General features: G+C 46.1%; 17 protein-coding genes and 1 tRNA gene. All 18 read right to left on the bottom strand.

Going from position 1 to position 22,440, the window contains the following annotated elements; genetic code table 11:
- Positions 1 to 10: 10 nt before the first annotated feature.
- The 18 genes from ACTRDR_RS11430 to ACTRDR_RS11345 all read right to left on the bottom strand — a co-directional run bounded on the left by ACTRDR_RS11430 (position 11) and on the right by ACTRDR_RS11345 (position 22,438).
- Positions 11 to 1,315 carry a TRAP transporter large permease gene (locus tag ACTRDR_RS11430; RefSeq protein WP_440527623.1) on the bottom strand — a complete coding sequence of 435 codons (1,305 nt, stop codon included), beginning with the start codon at positions 1,313 to 1,315 and terminating at the stop codon, positions 11 to 13.
- Positions 1,312 to 1,812 (bottom strand): TRAP transporter small permease, encoded by a 501-nt coding sequence (locus ACTRDR_RS11425; protein ID WP_440527621.1) that lies wholly within the window; start codon positions 1,810 to 1,812, stop codon positions 1,312 to 1,314. Before ACTRDR_RS11425 ends, ACTRDR_RS11430 begins: the two co-directional genes overlap by 4 nt.
- Positions 1,805 to 2,827, bottom strand: a complete 1,023-nt coding sequence (locus ACTRDR_RS11420; RefSeq protein ID WP_440527619.1) for a TRAP transporter substrate-binding protein — start codon at positions 2,825 to 2,827, stop codon at positions 1,805 to 1,807. The genes ACTRDR_RS11425 and ACTRDR_RS11420 overlap by 8 nt, the downstream gene beginning before the upstream one ends.
- Before the next feature lie 29 nt (positions 2,828 to 2,856).
- A complete protein-coding gene (locus ACTRDR_RS11415) occupies positions 2,857 to 3,624 on the bottom strand; it encodes a 3-ketoacyl-ACP reductase (RefSeq protein WP_440527617.1) in 768 nt (255 codons plus the stop codon).
- Positions 3,625 to 3,677: 53 nt separating this feature from the next.
- Positions 3,678 to 4,058: a cupin domain-containing protein gene (locus ACTRDR_RS11410; RefSeq protein WP_440527615.1), complete on the bottom strand. Its 381-nt coding sequence runs from the start codon at positions 4,056 to 4,058 to the stop codon at positions 3,678 to 3,680.
- A gap of 5 nt (positions 4,059 to 4,063) precedes the next feature.
- The gene (locus ACTRDR_RS11405) at positions 4,064 to 4,843 is read right to left on the bottom strand and encodes an enoyl-CoA hydratase/isomerase family protein (RefSeq protein ID WP_440527613.1); all 780 of its coding nucleotides are present in this window, start codon (positions 4,841 to 4,843) and stop codon (positions 4,064 to 4,066) included.
- Between the two features lie 15 nt (positions 4,844 to 4,858).
- Positions 4,859 to 6,418 carry an acyl CoA:acetate/3-ketoacid CoA transferase gene (locus ACTRDR_RS11400; RefSeq protein WP_440527611.1) on the bottom strand — a complete coding sequence of 520 codons (1,560 nt, stop codon included), beginning with the start codon at positions 6,416 to 6,418 and terminating at the stop codon, positions 4,859 to 4,861.
- Positions 6,415 to 8,397, bottom strand: a complete 1,983-nt coding sequence (locus ACTRDR_RS11395; RefSeq protein WP_440527641.1) for an FAD-binding protein — start codon at positions 8,395 to 8,397, stop codon at positions 6,415 to 6,417. The genes ACTRDR_RS11400 and ACTRDR_RS11395 overlap by 4 nt, the downstream gene beginning before the upstream one ends.
- A gap of 405 nt (positions 8,398 to 8,802) precedes the next feature.
- Positions 8,803 to 11,430, bottom strand: a complete 2,628-nt coding sequence (locus tag ACTRDR_RS11390) for an AAA family ATPase (protein WP_440527609.1) — start codon at positions 11,428 to 11,430, stop codon at positions 8,803 to 8,805.
- Positions 11,427 to 12,551, bottom strand: a complete 1,125-nt coding sequence (locus ACTRDR_RS11385; protein WP_440527607.1) for a metallophosphoesterase family protein — start codon at positions 12,549 to 12,551, stop codon at positions 11,427 to 11,429. Before ACTRDR_RS11385 ends, ACTRDR_RS11390 begins: the two co-directional genes overlap by 4 nt.
- Positions 12,552 to 12,770: 219 nt before the next feature.
- Positions 12,771 to 14,417: an ATP-binding cassette domain-containing protein gene (locus ACTRDR_RS11380; protein WP_440527605.1), complete on the bottom strand. Its 1,647-nt coding sequence runs from the start codon at positions 14,415 to 14,417 to the stop codon at positions 12,771 to 12,773.
- 2 nt (positions 14,418 to 14,419) lie between these two features.
- Positions 14,420 to 16,249 (bottom strand): ABC transporter permease, encoded by a 1,830-nt coding sequence (locus tag ACTRDR_RS11375; RefSeq protein ID WP_440527603.1) that lies wholly within the window; start codon positions 16,247 to 16,249, stop codon positions 14,420 to 14,422.
- A 153-nt stretch (positions 16,250 to 16,402) separates the two neighbouring features.
- Positions 16,403 to 17,827: a hypothetical protein gene (locus ACTRDR_RS11370; RefSeq protein WP_440527602.1), complete on the bottom strand. Its 1,425-nt coding sequence runs from the start codon at positions 17,825 to 17,827 to the stop codon at positions 16,403 to 16,405.
- 211 nt (positions 17,828 to 18,038) lie between these two features.
- A complete protein-coding gene (locus tag ACTRDR_RS11365; protein WP_440527601.1) occupies positions 18,039 to 18,803 on the bottom strand; it encodes a response regulator transcription factor in 765 nt (254 codons plus the stop codon).
- Positions 18,804 to 18,895: 92 nt separating this feature from the next.
- Complete coding sequence (locus ACTRDR_RS11360) at positions 18,896 to 20,635, bottom strand: histidine kinase (RefSeq protein WP_440527599.1); 1,740 nt, start codon at positions 20,633 to 20,635, stop codon at positions 18,896 to 18,898.
- Entirely contained in the window at positions 20,619 to 21,668 is a 1,050-nt protein-coding gene (locus ACTRDR_RS11355; protein WP_440527597.1) for an extracellular solute-binding protein, read from the bottom strand. The genes ACTRDR_RS11360 and ACTRDR_RS11355 overlap by 17 nt, the downstream gene beginning before the upstream one ends.
- Before the next feature lie 50 nt (positions 21,669 to 21,718).
- Positions 21,719 to 22,219, bottom strand: coding sequence for a hypothetical protein (locus ACTRDR_RS11350; protein WP_440527596.1), 501 nt, complete (start codon positions 22,217 to 22,219; stop codon positions 21,719 to 21,721).
- A 152-nt stretch (positions 22,220 to 22,371) separates the two neighbouring features.
- Positions 22,372 to 22,438: transfer RNA gene (locus ACTRDR_RS11345), tRNA-Val, on the bottom strand.
- Positions 22,439 to 22,440: the final 2 nt, after the last annotated feature.

The raw sequence follows: 22,440 nt of genomic DNA, 5'->3' as shown, positions 1-22,440 counted from the left end.
GGCTGTCCCTTTAGTAACCGGCAATTCCGGGAAGCCAGGTGGAAAGAGCAGGAATAAAGGTAACCAACAACAGAACGGTAAAAATGGCCAGGTAAAACGGCAATAGTGGCTTAATCACCTCTTCAATATTTTTCTTTGCAACCTTTACCCCGACAAACAGGATGCTGCCGACCGGAGGGGTAATGGTTCCGATACAAAGATTAAATACAACCATAATACCGAACTGTAAAGAGCTCATTCCATAGGACTGACAAATCGGAAGCAGAATCGGGGTAAAAATCAGTACCGCCGGAGTAATATCCATAAAAGTTCCGACAAATAGCAGTAACAGATTGATAAACAGCAAAATCACAACCTTATGATTGCTGACACTGATCAACCCTGCTGAGATCACAGAAGGCAGCCCTGTAAATGCCATAACCCATCCCATAATATTGGAAGTGCCTACCAAAAAAATAATAATACCCGTCATCTTGGCACTTTCCAGCAAAATTTCTTTCAGATCTTTTAAATGAATCGTCCGATAAATACATAGTGATAATATCAGACTATATACTACAGCGATTGCCGATCCTTCTGTTGCGGTAAATACACCGCCGATAATTCCTCCGATCACAATCACGATCAGCAGAATACTCGGCACTGCCTGCCATGTAATTTTCAGGATTTCTTTCCCTGTCAGCTTATTGGTATTCCTGTAGCCCTTTTTTCTCGCATACAAAAATGCAACGATCATGCAGGAAATACCCCACAATATTCCGGGAATGTATCCTCCCATGAATAATGCGGCGACGGAGGTACCACCACTGACCAGAGAATAGGTAATCAGGGCATTGCTCGGTGGTATCAGCAGTCCGGTCGGTGCAGTGGCAATATTAGCTGCCGCCGAGAAACGTTCATCGTAACCTTCTTCTTTTTCGACCGGTCCTATGATAGAGCCCATTGCAGAAGCTGCTGCAATTCCCGATCCGGATACCGCACCGAACAGCATATTGGCAACAATGTTGGTATGTGCCAGAGATCCCGGAACACGCCCTGTCAGCATCCTTGCAAAATTGATCAGACGAATGGCGATTCCTCCACGGTTCATAATATTGCCGGCCAGAATAAAAAACGGAATTGCCAATAATGTAAAAATAGATATTCCCGAAAAGATTCTCTGTGTTCCCGTTAACACCGCTGCTCCAAAATCCAGTGTCGGAAGCACCGCAAGGATAGAGGAGATTCCCAGTGCCACAGCGATCGGCACCCCCATGACAAGCAATACAATGAGTGTAACTGTAATAATAATTCCCGAAAGCAGTGCAATACTCATATTTTTTTATCCTCCTCTACTCCGGATCGACGAATCTCCTTATACAAATTTACCATATGTATCACGGCATAGACTGCAATAAGTGCACCGCTGACCGGCATAATGCTATAGATGTAACCCATAGAAACTCCGAGCGTTGGCGTCGTCTGTATCATTTCCAGCGATGAAATGTATATTCCGCCGTAAATCAGAACCAATACCGCAAATACAAAGATGATACCTTCAATCAGCAAATCCAGCCACAGCTTCCTGCGGGGTGCAAGCTTGTCTGCAAAATAAGATAAGCGCATATGATCCCGCTGTCCGAATACCAGTGTTGCCGAAAGCATTGCCATCCAGGCAAAGCTATAGGTCAGCAGTTCCTCCGATATGGAACTCGGATTGCCTAACACATAACGGGATACCACCTGCCAGACTGCGATCACTACCATTGCAGCAAATAAAATGCAACAGACTGCGCTCAGAACCTTATCCATAATTTGTTTTAACTTATTCATCTTTTCCCTCCATGCTGCTTTGGATCTCCTGAATTTCGTCATATACAGCCTGCAGCTTCGGATTTTCCTCCAGGATTCTGTCTACCATAGGCTGTACTCTTTCCCGGAAAGGCTGGGTATCCACCTCCAAAAATGTAACTCCCATCTCTTCGGCCTTCTCTTTTGCTTCCGCGATCTGTTTATCCCATTCCGTCAGTTCTACTTCGGTGCTGATGCGTGCTGCCTCATCAAATATTTCTCGTTCCTGTGGGCTTAGGTTTTCCAAAAATTTGGCATTTGCCACCAGCATATCCGGCGTATACTGGTGTCTGGTGTAAGAGTAGTATTTTGTCACCTCACCATGTTTCATGTTGATCAGAACAAGTTCACTGTTCTCAGCGCCGTCGATCACTCCCTGCTGCATTCCCGTATAGATTTCTCCATAGCTCATAGGAACGCCTGCCGCCCCCATCCGGTTCATCATCTCGACATTGGCCGCACTCTGCTGTACCCGGATTTTAAGGCCTTTTAAGTCTTCAGGTGTTTGTACCGGCTTGTCCGATGTATAAATATTGCGAACCCCCGCGTTATAATAGGTCACAGCGCGGATTCCGGCGGATTCCGTGGATTCATAGATGGGCTCCATCAGGTCTTCGTTTCCCATCACAGCCTTAAATCCTTCCATGCTGTCAAATACATACGGCAAACTGAATATTTGATAAGTATCATCAAATGTTTCCAATACACTGCTCAGGCAGACAACGTACTCCACCGCTCCCGTCTGTACTAACTCAATCGCTCTCTGAGACGATCCCAGAATTTCATTCGGGTATATTTCTACCTCATACTTATCCCCAAGTCTGCTTTCCACATAGTCTTTAAAAGCCAGCAGTGCTGTGTGATCCGGATGTTCCGTAGAATTAGGGCTGGCAATACGGATTATTTTCTTCCTGTTTTCCGCACTTCCACATCCCGTCATGATACAGACCATCATAAAACACAAGCCCAAAAGCCATACCCTTTTAAGTGTTTTCATCGCAATACCTCCTCCTGCTTCTGTACAAATTACAGCTTTTTAATATGGAATCCCCCATCTAAGTCAATATAGTTTCCGGTACTATAGATAAATTTATCTGTACAAAATGCGCTTACTGCTCCAGCAATGTCCTCCGGTGTTCCCCATCTTGCGATCGGGAAGACTCCCTGTTCGATCAGATCACTGTATTTCTGATGAACCACCTTCGTCATATCTGTATCAATGACACCGGGACGGATCTCATATACCTGAATATCTTCTGCTGCCAGGCGATCAGCGTACAACGTTGTCATCATTGCCACCCCAGCTTTTGACATGCAATATTCTCCTCTGTTGGTAGAAGATACTGTCACAGAACTGGAACTGATATTGACAATGACGCCTCTTCTTTTTCCTTTTACCGGCTGCTTCAGCATCTGCTTTACGACAAGCTGTGTCATGAACATAGTTCCCTTTAAATTCGTTCCTACAACATAATCAAAGCTCTCTTCTGTCATCTCCAACAGATCCTGTCTTACCTTCGGTGCCACGCCGGCATTGTTCACAAGAACATCAATGTCTCCGTACTTTTTCACAACCGCCTCCAGGAATTGCTCTCTGTCCTCTTTGGAAGTGATACTGCCCTGCTGATAATAATAATCGATTCCAAGCTCTTCGAGCTGTTTAAAGTTTTCCTCATAATCCTCCTTAGCTCCCACAGAAAGAATTGCAATGTTATATCCATCCAGCCCGAGCTGTCTTGCAATTCCCAATCCGATACCACGATTTCCACCTGTTACAATTGCTGTCTTTTTCATTCTCTTTTTGCTCCTTTTCTTATTCATTGTTCAAAAATATAAACATACGGTATTTACTTTAATTCCCCTGCCTGTTCCTGTGCCCAATGGTCTACGATCATCTTCGGTGCATAGACATACATCACATGCATGTCGTCTGTTCCCGTATTTTTCAGACCATGGCACTGATTATGGTCAATATAAATACTGTCCCCTGCTTTCAGTGGCTGCTTTTCTCCATCTACATACATTTCTCCCGTTCCCGACAGGATGGTGTAGGTTTCTACGGTTTCATGTTGGTGAACCGGGATTCCCCCGCCCGGATATACCACGGAATAGCCCTGACAGAAATATTCTCCGTTGACTTTTCCATTTTCTCCATACATCACTCTTCCACGGCGTCCTGCCGGGAATTCAACACCTTCAATGTCTTCAAAAATATTAAACTTTACCATTCTCTTTACCTTCCTTCATACTTTGGTGCCCGCTTTTCCAAAAAAGCTGTCAGCCCCTCTTTTGCATCATGCGTCGTGTGGACAAAGCCCAGTGCAAGTGCATCTCTCTGTGCAATGTCTGTCGGTTGCTTATTTGCCGCATCGTAGATCAGTCTCTTGTCGATTTTCATCGTAACGGGTGCTTTGGAAGCAAGTTCTTTTGCAAGTTCTTCTGCTTTTTCGCGAAGTTCCGCAATGTCTTCATATACTTCTGCTACAAGTCCGTAATCAAAAGCCTCTTTCGATGTAATCATCTTACCCCGAAGCATCATATTCTTAGCCCGGCTCTCTCCGATCAGTCTCGGCAGACGAAGCGTTCCACCCCACCCGGGAATCATTCCGATATTGATCTCCGGGAGACCGAATTTTGCATTTGCAGAGCAGACGCGGATGTCACAGCTCATAGCAATCTCCAATCCACCTCCTAAGCAGTAACCGTTTACCGCCGCAACGACCGGAATGTCCAGGGTCTCTATCTTGGAAAAAAGCTTATGTCCGACCTCGATCGAATATCCTGCCTCCTCCGGTGTCATCTCCACCAATCCCGAAATATCAGCGCCGGCAATAAAGGATTTCTCTCCGCCGCCCATAATAACAAGACAATGGATTCTTTTGTCTGCCGCCACTTCATCCACCAATACATCCATGTGCTCTACTATCGGCACGCTTAATGCATTTCGCGTCTTCGGGTTATCCACCCACAATACCGCATAGTTTTCTTTTTTCTCCAATCGGATTCCTTCCATGAAAATCTCCTCCTTTTATGGTGTTTCTTTGATTCTTTCAAGTCCCATACACTCTTCGTTAAAGATTCTGTGATCCATGAGCACAGGCGGTTTAGGCATTAACGGAACAAAATCCATCTGTGCCAGAATATCTTTTTCCAGGTCAATTCCCGGTGCGATTTCTTTTAGCACCAGTCCCTCCGGTGTCATTTCAAAAACCGCACGCTCTGTAATATATAAAACGCTCTGCCCGTTTTCCCGTGCGTATTCACCACTAAATGTAATGTGCTCCACGTCCTTCAAAAACTTTTTATGTGCACCTTCCTGCAAGATGTTTATCCGACCGTCCCTGATCTTTGTTTTCAGTCCTCCGGCAGTAAATGTTCCGCAAAATACACATTTCTTTGCTGTCTGCGAAATATCGATAAAACCGCCTGCACCGGCTATGGTCGAGCCAAATTTGCTGACATTTACATTTCCTTGGCGATCGGCCTGTGCCAGTCCCAGGCAAGTCATATCCAGACCGTGTCCACTGTAAAAGTCAAACTGGGAAGGCCCGTCGATCATGGCATCTGCATTGTATGCCACGCCAAAAATCGCTCCACCGGCAGGAATTCCTCCGACAATTCCCTGCTCAATTGTCATTTTCACAGAATCAGAGATTCCTTCCTCTGCGGCTACTCTGGCAACTCCATCCGGCATTCCGAATCCGAGGTTGATCACATTTCCTTTTTTTAATTCCATGGCAGCCCTTCTTGCTATCACTTTTCTCTGATCCAGCTTCATCGGCTGCAGACTGTCCGAAGGAATTTTTACATCACCGTTTAATCCCGGATTAAATTCACCCTCTATCGTCTGAACCTGCTCAGGGCAAACCACTACAGCATCTACCAGAATTCCCGGAATCTTCACCTGCTTCGGATCCAGACTGCCTGCTCTTGCCGCGTACTTTACCTGGCAGATTACTTTACCACCGCAGTTATGCACTGCCTGTGCGATTGCAAATGTTTCCAGATAAGCAGGTTCATACTCCATCGAAATATTTCCGTCCTCATCTCCGACGCTTCCTCTAATCAGTGCCACATTGAGATCAAAGGTCTTGTAACGCAGCCATTCCCGTCCATCCATGGTAATCAGCTCTACCAGATTCTCTTTGGTGACTGCATTCAGCCTGCCACCGCTTACTCGCGGATCCACAAATGTTTTCAGTCCGGTCTGCGTAATGACTCCTACTCGCTTGGCTGCAATTTCTCTGTAAAGGAGTGCGATCACGCCCTGCGGAAGATTGTAAGCTTCGATTTCGTTATCGTTCGCCATCTGTTGCATCCTGGGAGACCATCCCCAATGCCCTCCGATGACTCTCTTGATCATTCCTTTGTGTGCAAAGCGGCTGATTCCGCCATTCTGTTTATCTCCGATTCCCGCGGAATGCATCAGGGTAACATTTTTCGGTTCCCCTTCCGTAAGGAACCGCTGTTCCAATGCTTCAAACAAGACATTCGGCTCCATAATTCCGCCGCCGTTGCCGGATACAGCAATAACATCGTTGTCTTTTACAAGCTTTACCGCTTCTATAGCTGTCATAAATTTGCTCATTTGCTTTCCCTCCTGTAATAGCTGTCCTCTCTGAACTCTCTCCAGACCTTTTCAAACCAGTTGTTCTGTTGCGGTATCGGGCGAATCCTCCTCCATGTGCAGATACAGCCTTCCGGTGTGTATTCTATTTCCTGGATGCTTTCTGCCTTATCGTCATCATCCGACCGGAAACGGAAATTTTCCGGAAGTGTCTCTAACGGTTTTTCCCCCTCCTTCGCATATATCAGATAGGAACCCCGGCTTCCGCCACCTTGTAAAATGTAATCCAGGATCGCCTCCAGATACACCTGCTGGCTGATCAGAAGATCTCTGATCCGGTATAATTGCTTTAGTTCTGCCATGTTTTTTACACCGGTCTCATTGATCCTCTTCTGCTGTTCTCTGTTTTCCGCCAATGCCTTCCGCACTTCACTTTTGGAACGGATATTGGCTCCTGCTTTGCTCATCCGGATTCCCAGATTCTTCTTTTCCTGTAGGAGATCTGTTGTCTTCTCTTGTCTGTTCCAGGCTCTCCTTCCGTAATCTATAACTTCCCTGATCTGTTGCCCACAAACCTCAACGATTGTTTCCGCATCCATCGCCTCTTGTGTGTATCTGTGTGCGATATATTGTGCTGCCCTCAGACTACCTACCTGTCCGGAGTTCAGTGCACTGCCGCCCGGTCTGTAGACTCCGTGGGTTCCATTCACCTCTCCTACCGGGAACAGATGCTTTACATTACTTTCCCACCATTGATTACCGGATAGTCCGCCATTGTTATGCTGTGCGCAGACAGCTATCTCTAACAGTTCCCTGCCAATGTCGATCCCATGGGTCTGATACAATTTGATCGCATCCGGATTCATGTGCTGCAACCGTTCAATCGGTGTGTTCCATAATCCATCTGAATTTTTCAGATACTGTAATGCTTCTTCTGAAAGCAGCTTCTGGTCGAAGACTCCGTTCTTTTCCATGCAGGAAGGATTTTTCCGATAATCCAGAAATACTCTGCGCCCTTTTAATACGGTCTCCTGATATACCAACAGATCGATCAGAGAAGATCCATATTCCAATGTTTTTCTCGGATCAAAGGGCCATTGATAGCCTTTTAAAAATATGGCCTGAACAAGATCTGCCGGATTGTCAAAATACTCCTCCAGGAATTCCTTTTCCTCTGTTCCATCCGCATTCGTGGAAAGATATCTCGGAATCACCTGTTGAAATGTTCCCGACAGATTCCAGCGGAACTTGATGGAAGCGATTCCATATTGTGATTCCGTAAGATTTTTCCCTTTTGCACCGATTCGCAATGCAGTTCCCATTCCGCCGGTCTGACTCACAGGATAAACTGATGTTTCATACATTCCTGCCTCACCGCCTGTAGCATAGATTACATTGTCCGCTGAGAAAACGGTAAATGCCTTATCCGGTTCCTGCTCTTTCACATTTAAAGCAACAATCCCGCGAACCCGTTTCTCTGCACCGGTGTCCTGCGTCAACAGTTCTATGACCTGGAATCCGTCATACACCGGAATGTGGTAACGTTCTACCTCCTTCCACAATGCCTCTGTCATATATTTTGAAGTAAGCGGTCCTGCGGAAGTCCCCCTTTGATTGGGATCATGATCCGTTTTATATCCCACATATTCCCCGGATTCGTTACACGGAAAAGGTACTCCGATGTCAACCAGATGATAAAAGCCTCTCAAAGAAAGTGCCGCCTCGATCAATGCAAGATCCCCATCCATGCTTTTTCCGTCAAATAATGTCTGGGCCATTTTCCGGATACTGTCCGCTTCCTCGCCGCAGGTAGTCAGTTTGTAATATGTCTGCTTATCAGAACCGGTATTTCTCGATGTGCCCATCATGCGCCCTTCTGTAAGAATCGCAATATCCGTCTGACCTTCCTTCACCAGAGAAACCGCCGCATTCAATCCTGCGGCCCCACTGCCTACAACGATCGTCTGGAATCGGTAACAGGTATAGTTGTTTTTTCCTATCTGCATTTTATTCCTCATTTCTGCGCACGCCTTTTGCGCACTGGTCTCTTTATTTTTTCTCCGTGAAAACGTTTGTGCAAACGTTTTCTTGATGACATCATCTTAGTTCTTAATCGTTTTTTTGTCAATACGTAAGAGAATTATTCTTTAATTTCTGTCATTTATCACAATTTTGCTCTTCGTATTATGAGTTTTTATTTAAATATTTTGTTCATTTTTGCCATGAATACGTTTTCATCATTCTTCTTGTTACATTCACGTTCTTTTTTAGGCAACTATTCAGAATGGTTATCAAAAAGACCGCTTGTATACCACATCAAAACTATGGTATACAAGCGGTCTCATCGCTTTTACTATTCTGTTTTTATTCACCGTCGACAATCTAAAAAAACACAAACAGTTACATTATCGCACCGGATGGCAGGTAAAATAAATCACCTGATACTCTTTTGCAATCTCTGCAAGGAACCGCATTGCTCCCCTGGTCCGGTTCTCATCCAGATTCACAAAAGGATCATCCAGAATCAAAAACGGCTTCTGTTCCTCATACATGGCTTCCACCAAAGCAAGTCTCATACAGATACCGATCAGGTCACGGTTGCCCAAACTCAGATATCCGATGTCTCGGGGCATATTGCCTTCAACGACCTGCAATCTGGTATTGGCATCCATCTGATAATTTTCGCATTCCGTTCCCGTGAGAATTCTGTAATATTTCCGGAACCCCTGCATGACAGGTTCTGTATATTTTGCAGTGAACGAACTCTTTGCCTGTTCCAACAGATTTTTTGTCATTCCAAGCAATTCATATTGTTTGAGTCCTTCCTCTGTCTTCTCCTGCAGCGTTTCCAGCTCTTCCTGCATATTTTCCACATTATCCCAGGATTCCTGTAAGTCGGAAAGTTGTTTCTGATAGCTGTCAATGGTCTGAAAAAGTTCTTCCATACGCTCCGAAAGGACCTGCATTTCATCTGCCAGACTTTCCAGGGATTCCTCTCCCTCCGGGACCTTCAGTGCCAGAAGTGCCGGAATGTCCTCTTTCGCTTCAAACGCTTTTATCTCCTGCTCGATTCTCCTATATTCTTGTAACTCCTTCTCATAATCCTTTCTATGACTTTCCAGTTCGGCCAACTGTTCTTCCGGATGCTCCTCCGGAATCAGCTGCAACGACACAAAATAGTCTTTTACCTGTTCTCCCAGCGCTTCGTATTTCTGTTTTTGCTGTAAATATTTCTTTTGTTTTTCCAGTAAAAGCTGTCTCTGTCTGCACTTTCCCGCCAGTTCATGCAATGCCGCAAGATAATTTTGTGTTTCCGGTACTTCTCCGTATTCTGCAAAAAACTGCTGCAAATCTTTCTGCAATGCGGCAATTCTCGCAGTCTTTTCATCCGATCCGTCCTGCTTCTGCCGCTCCAAAAGTGCCTCGTAATCTTTTCTCTTATTCTGCAGTTCCACAAGCCAGGAAGTCAATTCCAGTCCTTCCCGAAGTCCCCAGTGAGTGCAGAAATCCTCAACCCGTCCTTCCTCTATGCGAATCTGTTCCTCAAGCTCTTCCATTTCCTGTTCCAAATAGGAAAGCTCTGTATTTTCTCCCGTTTGGGCTTTGGATCTGCCTGCTGTAAACAACAGTGCCGCTGCCACAGCTGCAATTCCCAGTACGATCAGGACCCCTCCGATCACTCCCTGTCCCAACAGGATCACGGCAAAACCGCCAAGCGATAAAAGAATGCCAAAAAGCAATAGCATTTTTTTCCTTTTACCTGCTTCTTCCTGCTCCCGTAAGCATCTGGCATCTTCCTGTGCCTGTATGGATTGCAGGGTTTTCCTCTGTATTTCTTTCGCCTGCAGAAGACTTTTTCCTTCATTGCGGTTCGTCCAGGCATTTTTTACACTGTCGATCTCCGCCTCCTGCGGCATTCCTTTCGCAAAATATCCGGAAAGCTCCTCTAACCGTCTGCTCTCTTCCCCTGACAGGGCATTTTTTCTTATCGTACTTTCCAGGCTCTCAAGTTCTTGTGCCTCAGCATATTTTTCTTCCAGCCGGGCATTGTCCACCATGGGAAAATTATCTTTACACTGCGCCTGTTCTTCCACTGTCAGGCAATAGATTTCCATTGCCTTGCGGACAGAAATCCCCTGATTGCAGATGGCTGTTTTTTCGCGTAATTCCTCTCCCTTAGGTATCACGCCGTTAAAATAGCTTTCCGCTTCTTTTAAAGTCTGCTGTCTCTGTGCCATTTTTGCACGCAGATCCAGGTACTTCTCTTTTTTCGCCTGTTGATCCTTATAAATTCCCAGTTTCTTTTGTCTCTCCTGCAGTTCTGTCAGTTCCGCAGAAAGCTTTTCTCTCTCCTCGATCGCCGCCTTTTTCCGGGTATCAATACTTTCCATCGTATTCTGTATCTCCTGCCCGTTACGGATCTGCGTCTTCAGTTCCGTAATGCGGTTCTTGCTCTGACGGAGCGATCCGGTCTTACGAGAGGGTGACATGCTGTTTAACAGATCGTTCAACCGCTTGTCCGCTGTCTCAAAATTATTGATATCGTCCGTATTCTCCGCCAGATTCCCGATTTTGGCATTGATGCCGTCCGTAACAAAGGTCTCGCAGTCATTCTGTGAGATGAAAATCGTCCGTTCAAAGGATCCTGCGTCGATCCGGAACAACTCTTCTCCCAGATTTTGTGTAAAATCTCTGCATGGCAGATTTGTTTTCGTATCTGTCAGCTGAAATTCATCTTCTGCGCTTTTACTTCCGAAGGTTCTGCGGACAGAATATTGCTTTCCTTCACTTTCGAATTGCAGTTCTCCGCCGTAGACGCCCTTTTGCCAGGGACTGTATCTCTTCCTCTCATTTTCCAGTGGGTCCCTCTTCCCTTCATTCCGGAATCCAAACAGCATAACGCGTAAGAATGCAGCCAGTGTGCTTTTTCCCCAACCGTTTTCCTCACAGACGGTGTTGCAGCCATCTGTAAAATCATATGAAAAGTCACTTAGTTTTCCGAAATTCTCAATGTAACATTTGATCAGTTTCATGCGTCCAGGATCTCCTCTCCGGCCAGTGCCTGCAATCCGTAATGTATCACTGTCGCCTTGTCCTCTTCCGGCAGATCCGCTCTGCCCATGACAGTACGGATAAACTCTCCCTTTAAGGACTTATCCTTTGCAAAAGCAGCATAATCCACCAGATACGCAGAGTTGTCCTTAATCTTCACAAAATAAAAAAGGTGGCTGAACTGATGTAACAGAAAGTCAATATCCTTTTCACTTTCCACATCTATTTTCCCGACCAGTTCATACTTGATCAGACTTTTCTCCGGGTAACCTTTCCCGGCTGTCTCATCTCTCATCCGTTCCAGGATTTCCGTCGTGGATTCACAACCGGTAATATCCACCGGAATGGTATAGAGCTTCCGGGATGCGAAAGGAATAAAAGTACTGTCAATTGTACCTGTCAGCTCATCAATGTCAAGCATCACAAAACCATGCTCTCCGCATTCGTCAAACCCTCTGCCCTCCAGACAGCCGGGATAGCAATAGATGCCTCTCGCATCCAGACGCTCCTGTTTATAGCTGTGGATGTGTCCCAGGGCAAGATAATCAATTCCCTTATTTTTCAATGCCGTCAGATGAATGATCTCCGCCTTATCTCTCGCACTGTATTCCGATTCCTGCCCATGCAGGACTACAATGTTGCATTGATCCACATCCAGTGACAGCGTATTATATATGCTTCCGCTGTTTTCCGGTGTCAGTTCCACCCCGGTAACTGCAACTCCCTTACCTGAGGTATTCTCCGTCCCTGAAAGTTCATAGCTTGTCCAGTTGTTCCCAAATAGATGAAGATTCTCCGGAAGTTCCGAAAGACTGGACGTAAAGCTTCCTTCGTCATGATTCCCCTGTAAGTAATAAAAAGCTATTTGGGGATGTCCCTGAATTAAGTCTTTTACCACATTCCGGGCGGTAGCGGATACGTTTTTCGTATCGAACAGATCTCCTGCGATTATGATCGCCGCCACGCCCTGTTCTGCCCCGTAGGTAACCATATTCTGAAAGGTAGTCAGCAATTCCGTCTTGCGTTCTCTCGCTTTTTCTTTGGTCAGATTTGCACTCATTTTGGAATCCAGATGGATATCTGCACAATGGATGATTTTCATATTGCTGCCTCCCGCATTAACCATGTAGCACCTGTTGTAAAAGATTGTAACGATGCAGAACCTCATTCGCAAAACCGCATCTTTGATGCTCTCGTTTTGCAGACATATTCATTATATACGAATCTTTGTTCGATTACAACAAAAACGTATCGGTAGTGAGACATTCGGTCTCATTTCCCGATACGTTTTTTTCAGATGGTGAATCACCTGTGTTTATGACTATACCTGCAGTCTGCCGGCTGTAATGAGTTTTCCGGATTTTCTGTCAAATAACAGAATATCTTCTCCACCGATCTCGAACTTCACTTCCTGGCCGATCTTGTAAGCAGTATTGCCAAAGACTACGCCGGTCAACAGGAAATCACCGATACGAAGCTTAATCGTGGATTCCATACCGGTGGGCATGGCACCGTAGATCACGCCGTCCAGTCCTGCGCCATCGTGTAATTGCAGGGCTTCGGGACGTACACCGATGACAAAATCCTCGTTGGTGATCACGGGAGTTTCCTGCAGTGCGTAATCGTCCTCGTTCACTCTGGCAATATGATACTTGAAGACTTCATCCTTATTGGATTTCTCCACAGCTTTCTTATCCTGCATTTTCTCTTTGTGACGGGCGGCCTCATCAGCTTCGTTCTTATCTCTCTCTGCAAACCATCTTAGCAGATCCAGATGTTCTTTCGGAACAAACTTTGCCTTTCTACCGTCTAAGATCGTCACATCCAGGCTGCCGTTTTCATTCTGCACACCTTTAGCTTCGATAAAATTAATGGAAGGATTTCCTACGAAATCAGCCACAAACAGGTTGTTGGGTCTGCTGTACACAGTCAGCGGTGCTTCATACTGCTGCAATACACCGTTGTTGATCAGACAGATCTTCGTTGCCAGTGTCATAGCTTCCATCTGGTCATGGGTTACATATACGAAGGTGCTTCCGGTCTCTACGTGCAGACGCTGCAGTTCATATCTCATTTCCAGACGGAGTTTCGCATCCAGGTTAGACAGCGGCTCATCCATGAACAGTACCTGGGGTTCCGGTGCCAGGGTTCTGGCAATGGCAACTCTCTGCTGTTGTCCACCGGACAGTTCTGCGGGATAACGGTTCATGAACATTCCGATCTTAACGATACGGGATACTCTGCGTACCGCCAGGTCTATCTCTTCCTTGGAATATTTTCTGACCTTGGTTACTACCTTGCCACCGGATACGACTTCGAATTTCTCGTTAAGCTCTTCCCCTTTTTCCTTATGCCCTGCCAGGATGCTGTCCAGCTTGGCAGTCAGCTCCTGCTTCTTTTGTTTTGATGCACTTTCTTTGTCTGCCGCCTCGTGGAGTTTGTAATTATACAGCTCCTTTGCAGTATAGATAGAAATGATGTAATTATCGATCAGCTTCAGATAGACCATATCCAGGTCTAATTTTCCCTTTTTATCTCTGCATTCCTCAATGAGTTTTACCAGCTCTCCCGGATTCTCCAGTGCCTTGATCATGCTTTTTAAAGCTTTTGCTTCCTCATCGATCACGGGAAGTTCTTCCTTGATATTGCCCAGTCCGAAGGAGATGTTCTGGTATACCGTCATGTTCGGCCACAGTGCGTAGTTTTGGAACAAGAATCCGACTTTTCTCTTATTTGCGGGAACATTGATTCCCGCTTCACTGTCGAATACCACCCGGTCTCCGATCTTGATCTGCCCGCTGGTAGGGGTCTCCAGACCGGCGATCATACGTAAGGTAGTGGTCTTACCGCAACCGGAGGGACCAAGCAGAGTGATAAAGGAATTATCCTCCATATCCAGACTCAGATCATCTACCGCATAGAATTTTCCCCAACGTTTTGTAACATGTGTTAATTTGATTTCCGGCATAGTTATTTACCTCCGATACCTTCATCCAGGCTGGACCCGGTCAGTTTATTTACTAAAGTATTAAAGATCAGGATCGTTACGATCAGGATCAGGTTGATGGCGCTGGAGAATGCATACAGTCCCATCTCATCGAAATAATCCAGTGTCGTGGAGAGGATAAAGCCCTGCGTACATAACAGTAAGAACAGGGACAGCTCTCGCAGACAGGTCATGAACGGAAGCATATATCCGTTGATAATGGAAGACTTCTGGATTGGAATGATGATCCGAAGCATTCTCTTATACCAGGGAATATCCTGGATGATGGCCGCTTCCTCGATCTCTCCCGACAGCTGTAGCATGGAATTCAGTGCACTTCTGCTGGCGAAGGGAATGTACTTGATCACACCTGCGATGATCAACAATGTGTAAGTGTTGAACAGGTTGATCTTGTCATTGGAGAACAGGATGAAGAACGCTGCGCCCACTGCCAGGGACGGCATCAGGTACGGCAGGAATGCCACACCATTGACGTAATTCGCCCACTTGCTTCTCCGGTTCTTGGATACTGCATAACCGATCAGGGTACCGATGGTACCTGCGATCAAAGCACAGCAGACAGCGACTAACATCGTTCCCTTGAATGCTCTCCAGATCAGCGGATTGTGGAGAATACCGGGCTGTCCGTACAGAGCACCGGCTCCGTTGTTATCCGTCAGCCACCACTTGGTGGTCAGAGCGCTGGAATCCATGGTATACAGGAAACTATAATCTCCCGGATTCGGAAGGAAAGTCTCCAGTGCAAAGGACAGGATCGGGAAAATACTGGTGAAGAAAGTGATAACGATCAGAATGATCGCGATCAGGTATTTTCCAACCTTTCCTAAGTTGATCTTGGAGATCTGTCCGGATTTACCGGTAACCGTCGTATAATTCTTACGGCTCTTTAAGCTCATCTGGTTCATTAACAGGATCGCCACACCGAAGATCATCATGATGATGGCAAGAATACTGGCTTCCCCGGTATACTTGGAGTTCATGGAGATGTACTTGGTGGACAGAGTGGTCAGTCCCAGATAGTGAGGTACGGGATAACTTCCCATGGCGCTTCCGAATACCAGCAGGATCGTGGAAAGGATCGCCGGCTTTACCATAGGTAAGGTAATGCGGAACATGGTCTTCCACTTCGGTGTATCCAAAATCGTCGCTGCTTCCTCCAGATTGGCATCCATGTTGCGGAAGATGCCGCCGATCAGTATGTAGGCAAAGGGGGCGTAATGCAGTCCCAATACCACTGCACTGGGGAACAATCCCAGACACCACCACTTCGGCATCGTAATATTAAAAAGCGAAGCCAGCAGTCCGTTGGATGTTCCGGTGACTACATTACTGTTGAATACATTCTGCCATACCACTGCCAGTGTCCACTGGGGCATGATGTAGGGGAAAATAAAAATGGAGCTTAGATATTTTTTACATTTTAAATTGGTTCTCGTAATTAAGAATGCGAACAAACCGCCGAACAAAATGGAGATCAGGCAGGTAAAGACTGCCAAAAGAACAGTATTTAACAGCGGTGTCCACAGATTTGTTCTCGCCAGTTTACTGGTGAACAGATCCGCATAGTTGGCAACGGAATATCCGCTTGCTTTTCCGGTAAGATGTGCATCGATGGTGCCCGGATGGATCTTGAAGGTATCCTCGACGATTGCCACGATCGGCGCCACTGTGGTAAAAGTAAGTACGATACCAAACAGAAGCAGAATGATATTTTGTGGCTTGGAGAAATACGTCTTGATCTTGTTCAGAACAATCACCATCTTGCTTGTTTTTTTTGTGGCACTCTGATTCATGGTTAACCTCTCTTCCCAATACAAGCTTTTGGTCCTGTAAACCATCCACCCCTGCGAATAAGAAAACTGCTACTTACATGCAGGCATGATGTAGCAGATTTTCTTATTCTGACAGGACGAATAGTCACTTTTTTATATCATATATCACTCATATCACTCAGCAGTATACTTCGGTAACAGTTCGATCCAGCTTCCTACCGTGAAGGATACGGATGCGCAGTACTCGGGATCTTCCAGCACCAGTTCGCCATCGGTAGACCACCAGTCGAAGCCTCTGTCATTCTTGCTCTCGTATACAACATTACCGTTCTCATCATTACCGCCGGTGCTGTGCTGATAGGTAGCTTCGATTGCCTTTGCCACTTCAGGGTTAGCGGAATAACCGCCCATGTCTTTGCCCCATGCACTGAAGCCGTCTTCCGTACAGGTCATGTATGCGATGAAAGCACATGCAGTCCAAGGCAGCGGGCTGTTATCGGTAACAAACAGATAATGGCAGTAACCGTATCCGCCGATTCCCTTATAACCATCCTGATAAGCGGCAACCTTAATATTGTTCACAGATACACCTGCGGATTCTTCTACGGAACGCAGTTTACTGTATACTAACAGTCCACACTGATCGGTAGCGGAATCGGATACCAGCGTATTACAGATAGGTCCATCATCGGTCTGGGCATTGTAGCTGCCTACCCAGAGCTTGATCCATGCCAGGGCATATTTACCATCAGTGCCTAAGCCTAAATCATTGGCTTCGGATTCCATCTCATCAATCGTGGGCTGGAAGTAAGCCTGCTCATCAGCGGGTAATGCATTGAAAGCATCCTTTAACATGGCTGCGTATTTGTCTTCGGTCAGCATGTACAGGAAATTCTTACCTACAACCTCGGAATCAATATCCATGAACAATGCGTGAGTTCCTTCCGCTACGAAGTCCCAGCAGTTGTCATATACTTTATCTCCGGTACAGTTGTATTCGAATACCTTATTCAGCGTCTGTAATGCCAGATAACCGTCCACCGCATCGGGTGTGGTTCCGTTAGCCTCTGCCCATTCCTTGGGAATGAACGTATCCAGTATTCCGGTCTGTGTCATCTTGGATTCAATCTGATTACCATCCTGGATCAGGGTCATTGCGAAGGTTCCTTCCGGCTTCAGGGAATCAGCGGTCAGCTGTTCAAAGATCTTGTTGTTCTTAGGCTGCTGCCAGTCAAATTCCATGCTGTAAGAAGGATCGATAGACTGCAGATACTCGATGAACAGAGGAAGTGCTGCTTTACCACGGCTGGAATTACCTACACCGTAAAAGGTCTTGCCGTTGGATTCTTCGATGGCCTTCTGTGCCAGTTCCTCCATGGTCATTCCTTCTGCCTGTTTGATGATCTGCTGAGTTGCAGTAAGATTTGCGTCGTCGGCTACCTCCGGGGTCTTAGTCTCTGCCACCGTCTCGGTTCCGGCTGTCTGTGTGTTATCTGCGCTTCCAGTTGCCTGGTTCTGTGTCTCGCTGCTGCCGCATCCGGCTAACATACCAACACTCAGTGCACAGATCATAAGTAACGATACTACTCTTTTCTTCATATGCTGTCCTCCCTTGAAACATATAGTTTGTATAACCCTTTATGGTCCACTTACTTGGAATGGGATGTTTCCCACTTCCGTTCTGATGATTCTATTATACGTTGGGAATTCAGCAATTTGTATAAGGTAAAACTGTTATTATTTTAATATTTCTGATACTATGTATAGTTTTTCTGCTATTTCGTCGTTTCTTTTGTGCATCTTTGTGGTTTTACATGCTTCTATCCTGGTATTCGGAGGGAGTGACACCAACAATCCTCTTAAAGCTGCTGGAAAAATGTGCAACATCACGATAGCCTACCTGTTCTGCGACTTCATACACCTTATTCCGGCAGTCATTCAACAGTTTCATGGCAGTACGCATACGCACTCTGGTAATGTATGCCGCCACCGTATAATCCGTCTCCCTTTTGAATGTATGACTCAAATGTCCTTCACTAATCCCCAGGTGCTCTGCAATCTCTGCCACACACAATTCCGGATCCCCATAATGAGCGGAGATATAGTCTACGGCTGCCATAACATATTTACTCTTGTCGCCTTTATTTAAGACCAGTTCGGGAAGCGGCTCATCCTTGCTGTTTTCCAATTTTTCCTGTGTCCTCTTACGTTTCCCCAGTGCATTGTTCACTGCCTGTTCCAGTTCCCCGTCTCCAAAAGGCTTTAACAGATAGTCACTTGCCAATAATTTCAGGGCGCTCTGCGCATAGGAGAATTCACTGTAAGCAGTTAAAAAGATCACACTGACATCATTGCCTTCTGCCCGCAGTTCCTTCAGCATTTCGATGCCGTCCATTTTGGGCATACGGATATCGCAGATCAACAGATCCGGATGATATTTCCGCACGGCTTCCAGACCTTCGATCCCATTCCCTGCTTCTGCCACAACCACACAGTTCAGTGCCTGCCAGTCTGTCTCCATCACGATTCCTCTGCGCACCAGCATCTCATCATCGATCACGATCACTTTGTACATCGTATTACTCCCTCCATGGTTTCTTCCCGTTTTCGGTATTTCCCCACTATCCGGTAAAAATTCCTCTCTGTCCGTTGTTCTGTATCGGTTCCTCAGGCTTCTCCGTATCTTACCGGCAGTCGTAATGTCACTTTCGTACCGTGGACTTCGCCTTCCTCTTCTGTTCGCTGTCCGTCCGTAGGGTTTTCGGCGTTTGAGGTAAGACTCTCCATATGGATGCCGTATTCTTCCCCATAGGTCAGCCGGATAATGGTATCCACGTTAGAGACCCCGATATGCCCCACCAGCTGCTCCTGTCTTCTGTGGTTGATGGCATCCATCCGTTCTTCGGGAGCGCCGCAACCGTCATCAGTTACTTCAATACACAGGACAGCTTCCTGTTCTGTGATCCGCACATGGATATTTCCTTCTTCACTCTCCTTTAATCCGTGCAGTACCGAGTTCTCCACGATGGGCTGTATGATCAGTTTGGGAATCACGCATTCTTCCAGTCCCTCCTGCAGATCCACGGTGTACGAGAACTTATCATTGAAACGGATCTTCTGGATATCTACATAACAGTTCACCAGTTCCAGTTCTTCTTTCAGATAGATGAACTGTCTCTTGGAGATACTGGTCCTAAGGATCTTCGCCAGTCCCGCCGCCATGATAGCGATCTCCGGGATATGGTTGGCCTTCGCCACCCATTTCATGGTGTCCAGTGTGTTATACAGGAAATGAGGATTCAGCTGTGCCTGCATCATGGCAATATGGGAAGCATTAAGTTCCTTCTGCTTCTCCACCTTATCCTGCACGCTTTGCTCCAGTTCGTTGGCCATAATATTAAAGTTCCGGGACATCTGTCCCAGCTCGTCCTCTCTGTCGGAGACGATTCTGACAGTGAGGTCTCCTTCCTGCAGTGTACGCATGGCCGTATTCATCCGTTCAATAGGACGGGTCATATTTCTACCCAGCCGGGAAGCCACCAGAACACACAGAATGACACTGATGGTCAGCATCACGATCAACACACTGTACATGGAGTTCAATACTTCTGTCGAAAACACGCTGGGACAGGACAATGCAGTATACAATCCACTCTCTCCCAGCGGCTGGATCAGCAGTTCTCCGGCACGATATACTCCCAGCAGCTTATGACCAACCATAAGTTCCTCCCGGATCTGCTCTTCCTGCAGATCACCATTATCATAAATGGTTCTCCAGAAGGGGTCCATGATTGCTACCTCCGCTTTGGAATTTCCCTTATCATGAAGCACTTTTTCAAAATTTTCTGCGCGCATGCTGATCACAATATAGCCTTCCGGTATACTGTCTTTTCCCATAAGTTTTCCCGCTGCATACAATAAAATATTGCTGTCATTAGTATCTGCCCGCCGTAGCACCAGCGTCTCTTTACTATCCTCGACTGCCTTCAGAATGCCCCAGTATACAGGCAGATCCCTCTTGGCACTTCTCTGTGCCGTAGTGTAAATACATTTTCCGTTTTTATCATACAGATCAAATTGGGCATATTCTCTGTAATCAGTCACTTCCCGATAGAATTGCAGGTAAATCTTGCTCTTCGACCAGTTATCATCTTCACCTATCTGTTCCACGATGCGGGTGTTAGCATTTATATTCTCCACTACCGCCTCGAACTCCTGAAACAATTCCAATATGCCGGCATCTATCTGTTCCGCCTGCTCTGTTACTTTTTTCTCATAATCGCTGTTGATCTTGGTCTCCATAGTCTGGATCAGAGATACCCCAAAAAGCAATAACGGCAATAACGCAACTACACCAAAGCAGACCAGCAACTGTCTGTGAAACGATCTTTTAATCCACTTTTTCATCTGTTCTCCCCTGTAACGTCTCCCATGTGTTCAGAATTTTTTCCTTTTCCTGAGAAGCCCAATGAATATCATAATCGATCGTTTTTAATTTTGTCTGCTCCCGTGCTGCATACTCTTCCATATCATTGCGGACAGTTCTCCGGAAAAAGACTTCCTCCACCAGTCTCTGTACATCACTACTTACGGTAAATTCCAGAAATAATTTAGCATTTTCCATATGCTTTGCACCCTTGACGATTGCTGTGGCATCCGGTATGGCACTGGTGCCGTCCGTAGGATAGATCACCGTAATATCTGCCCCTTCCAGAATCTTCTGTCTCGCCATTCCCTCCGTGGTAATACCTACCAGTCTGGTACCTGCATTGACTTCCTCCAGTACTGCCACAGATGAGGGCGACAAGTAACCATCCAGTGCACCGGTAAAGGTCTCCAGCGTCTTCTGCTCATCCTGATCCGATACCTGAAGCATCGTACAGAGTGCTGTATAACTACTGCCGGATTTCGTGGGATCTGCGAATGCAATCTTTCCCTTCCAGCGATCGGTCTGCAATTCCTCCCAGGTTCTGGGCGCAGCTACCGGATAGACCAGTTTATTGTTATAGATAAATACCGTAGGCAGCACAGAAAAAGGCGTATAGGCATCTCCCTCCGTGCGATACTGTTCGGCAATTTGGGCGATTTCGCTGACCTTATAAGGTTCCAGATAGTCTCTGCACTCCTCAAAATTTTCAACACCTCCGCCGAACATGACGTCAAAGGTACCGGGTGCATCCTGTTGTAATTCATCAAAAAGCGCCAAAGTATCTCCTGCTTTGAGCTCTACAAAAATCCCTGTACGTTCCTCAAATTCCTTGATGATCGGTTCGTATACATCTGCTTTGTGAGCGGTATAGACGATCAATTTTCTGTCCTCCGGGATCTGATAGACCGTCTCTTCGGACTTGCTGCAACCGGTAAGTAACAGGAGCGCCGCAGTCAGTCCGGACAGAACAGATATTCCTGCTTTATGTTTTTTACTATACGAAGTCCTCATAACTTTGCCCTTATCTTTTTCGTTTGTTTATTTTCACTGTATGGTTTCTGTTACCTCTCTGGTTTTTCGATTTTGCTCCCGGCTGCTGTCTGTTGCAGTCTCTGCATCCGGTCGTACTGCACATACATTTTCTGCACTTCGTTCTCCAGGATGTAGTAGTGGCGGATGTATGGGATCAACAGAATCAGGATCACTATTGGGAGTAATAAGGTGAAAAGACTGTCCGAAATTACGCTTAAGACAATTGCCAACATTTCTAACAGTGCAAAGGTCACCGTAACGATCAGATGGATCAGGCGCTCATGCTGGAAAAATCCTACCTGCACCAGATGCTCCTTAAGCTTGTCCTGAACCATTTCCTGTATGGTCTGTTCCTCGGTATCCGTTTTCTCTATGTCATTTTTCTCTATGTTAGTTTTCTGTGTATCCGACTGTCTCTGTATAGCCTGCGTTGCGTATTCACCGTGCTGTGACAATGTCTGTACGTTCTGCTCCATTTCTGTCAGCCATTCATCTATCTGTTTTCGATATTGCAAAATGCGCTGCTCCATTATTTTCCCCACCTTCCCGGTACTTGTATTACTCCATCATAGCTATTCTTTCGTTTTTCGTCAATGTGCCATAAATACAAATAATTCCAAAACATAAAAAAACGCCTCTATGCATACGCATAAAGACGATTTAAGAATTCCGGACATAAAAATGGGGCCTATAGGGCTCGAACCTATGACCCTCTGCTTGTAAGGCAGATGCTCTCCCAGCTGAGCTAAGA

It is taken from the genome of Simiaoa sp. (assembly GCF_051972595.1).
In the GTDB taxonomy this organism is placed as follows: Bacteria; Bacillota; Clostridia; order Lachnospirales; family Lachnospiraceae; genus Acetatifactor; species Acetatifactor hominis.
Note: the sequence above shows the minus strand (reverse complement) of the source record. Positions and strands in the feature narration are given on the sequence as shown.